The sequence below is a fragment of the Phocaeicola sp. HCN-40430 genome (genome assembly GCF_037890285.1).
Classification (GTDB): domain Bacteria; phylum Bacteroidota; class Bacteroidia; order Bacteroidales; family Bacteroidaceae; genus Phocaeicola; species Phocaeicola acetigenes.
Map to the genome: position 1 here is coordinate 1 of NZ_JBBKBS010000045.1, position 3,387 is coordinate 3,387.

Below are 3,387 nucleotides of genomic sequence, written 5' to 3' on the forward strand. Positions count from 1 at the left end.
TAAAAAAAGGAACTGTCTTCTATTGCACAAAACAATATGAAGACAGTTCCTTTTTATGTAAAGAATAAAATCTCGTCAACAATCGAAAAAACTACCAACATACCTCAACCAAAACCGGACGATGATCTGAAGCAACTTTGTCGGCTATAACCTCCTTTTTCAACACTTCGACAGGAGTATTCTGAATACATTGTTTAGCTACTGCCACATAATCAATACAAGCCTCAGGCAGCGATGCCGGACACGTATACACCGCTGTATCATTCAATACATCGAATACCTGTTCCATCTTTTTAAACTCCGGAGAATCTGCTTCCATATTCCAGTCACCAGCCAAAAATACAGGTTTATCCGTTTGAGGCAATACCTCCTTAATCATACTGACAGAAGTATTTCTGTCTTCATCGGTCAACGACAAATGTACACAAGCAAAATAATACTCATCAAACTCAGCCAAGAGTAAAGTACGCGCTTCTTCCCTTCCTGGCAACGCTATCTGTTTCCACGACTTCGGAGTTTTTTTACTTAAAATACCAATACCATATTTTCCACCCTGAAAATCTATGGCAGGAGCAAACAGTGCATGCATACCAACTTTATTCCCCAACTCACTCAATACATCTACTTTTCCACTTCGTTCAGTCACACTATCTATTTCCTGTACAGCCACCACATCCGGAGCAGACTGTAAAATCACCTCAGCTATACGAGTAATATCCACTTTTTCATCCACTCCAATAGCATTATGGATATTATAAGTCATTATCCGTAATGAATTACCTTTTTTTGACGAGCAAGAAGCAAGACTTAAACTTCCCACACACAACAAACAGACTATATATAAAATTGTATTTTTCATCTGACTACCAATTAAAAAACTGTCATCTCAAACAAAGTGGCATTCCACAAAATACACCACTTCGTTCAAGATGACAGAAAATCATACAAATATTTTGCTCTTAATATTTAAACCACTCCTGAGGAACAGCTACTTTCTTGCCATCTTCCCCTATCATTTTCAATTCGAGCATACCTCCATTATGATCGAAGTAACGCACCTCTATCGGATGAAGTCCTTTACTCAATGCCTTCTGTCCGATATATTCTTCCGGAGAATGAGGACCATCGTTCAACAATACCGGAGTTCCATCTATCGACATCAGACTACCATCATCCGAAGTCAGAGAGAAAGTATAGACTCCATCTTCCGGTACATTGATATATCCAGTAATCACCAAACCGATATTACCTTTCACTCCCTCAGGAATCTTCACTTCATCAATTACATACTTACCTTTCAAAGGAGCAGAAGTTATCTGCGAACAACTGTCACCAGCATAATCATACCAAGTAGCCTTTAACCCGTTTTTCAGAGCACTTGCATCCTGAGAAACTTCTACATATTCTTCTTTAGAGAACGTTGTTTTCACAATATCACCCGGAGTTCCATCAGGACGATAAGTACGTAAGCAGAAATCAGTAGAAGTATTTACCGGCAAAGCTCCTGTATACAGTTCCGACTGCTTGTTCGGAATAGATCCATCGGTAGTATAACGAATCTCCACATTCGGAATACGTGATACAATATTCAGTGTATCCTGTCCGATAAATGCATTCCGGTTGTAGAAACCTTCAATATCAGGAATGCGATAATTGATTTTCCGGTTTGCCAAACGTTCAAAATGAGAAGCCAGTTTTTCATAGAAAGGCACATCATCAGTATAAAAAGCCTGTCCCCATGCCACTTCAGCCAAAGCAATCATACGCGGAGCAATCATATAATCCAGACGCTGTACAGTAGGAATCCACTCAGTCCATACATTAGCCTGCATACCTTTCACATACTTATACTGTGATTTTTCCAAACCATCGTAAGGATTGAAAGTAAGAATCTGTCTGAATGTATTTTTATCCTGCTTGTAGTCGAAGTAGAAACAAATATTAGGAGTATGGATAATATCTTTTCCCTGCTTGGCAGCCTGTAAAGGAGCATCAGCTTCCCAACCTCTCCACCACATAATGGTAGCCTGATCCGACAGTCCGTCTCCTACGACTTCATCCCATCCAATCATTCTCTTTCCATTAGCAAGGAAGAACTGTTCCATCTGACAAACAAACCACGCCTGCAATTGCTCAACACTCTTCAAGTGTTCTGCCTGCATACGACGACGGCAATCTGCACACTTGCTCCAATTGATTTTCTCTACCTCATCACCTCCCAAGTGTACATATTGCGATGGGAACAACTGGAAAATCTCCTTATACACATTCTTGCAGAACTCAAGAGTCTCATCCTTTCCCGGACAAACAGGAGAAGAGAAAGTCTTACCCCAACCTATCATTCCTTTACAAGCCAAATCCGGATACTGAGAAATAGCAGCAAGGAAATGTCCAGGCATATCCACTTCCGGAATAACCTCAATACCACGCTGTGTAGCATAAGCCACTATCTCACGAATATCTTCCTGTGTATAGAATCCACCATACAAAGTATCTCCTTCGGCAGTAACCTTCAGTTTATCTTCAGGCAACAAAAATTCCCTATTATCTTCTTTGATTGCTCTTTCCTTACAAATCTTATCGTGTGTAGTATCCAACGGACGCCATGCACCCTTTTCGGTAAGCAACGGATATTGCTTAATTTCTACACGCCATCCCTGATCATCAGTCAGATGCCAATGGAATTTGTTCAATTTATAAGAGGCCATCAAGTCAAGCATTCGCTTTACTTCTTCTTTGTTCCAGAAATGGCGTGATGCATCCAACATCATTCCTCTCCACTGAAATTTAGGAGAATCTGAAATTTTCACTAAAGGTAAAGTACATACAGGCAATGTTCCTGCTACTTTATTATAGTCATCTTCCTGAATCATCTCTGCAGCCGGTGGAAGCAACTGACGCAAGGTAGAGATACCATTTACCACACCTTCATAATCAGATCCACTAATTATTATTTTATCTGATAAAACCTCCAACTGATAAGCACCACTTACCGTATCATTGTGCAAAATCAGCACAATATCACCGTCTGACTCTATTGACGATTCTGGAGCCACATTCTTCAAAATTTCCTGCAAATACTGAGCAGCCGGAATCAATGACGGATCGCTGACTTGAACCTTTAGATCTTTCTCCAGCGTATAACTTCCGCTCTGGGTTTTCATCTCTACCGGAGTAGGAAGCAAAGCACTTGTATAATCTTCTTTCACTTGTGAAGTGGTACAACTTACTCCTATACAAGCCAGTCCCACGATAAACGCAATGTGTTTTAACATATAGATAAGTTTTTAAGTTTGTGAGTTTTTAAGTTTTTAAATTTGTTGAGTGTAATATGTTCACCAACTTATAAACTTAAAATCTTACTTATTATAATATTCTTTCAAGATT

Annotated in this window: 2 protein-coding genes; both read right to left on the bottom strand. The window is 39.7% G+C overall.

Annotated elements, in window-relative coordinates; translation table 11 throughout:
• Positions 1–91: 91 nt before the first annotated feature.
• Entirely contained in the window at positions 92–763 is a 672-nt protein-coding gene (locus WKU26_RS12440; RefSeq protein WP_340322278.1) for an endonuclease/exonuclease/phosphatase family protein, read from the bottom strand.
• A gap of 196 nt (positions 764–959) precedes the next feature.
• A complete protein-coding gene (locus WKU26_RS12445; protein ID WP_340322279.1) occupies positions 960–3,275 on the bottom strand; it encodes a family 20 glycosylhydrolase in 2,316 nt (771 codons plus the stop codon).
• Positions 3,276–3,387 lie beyond the last annotated feature (112 nt).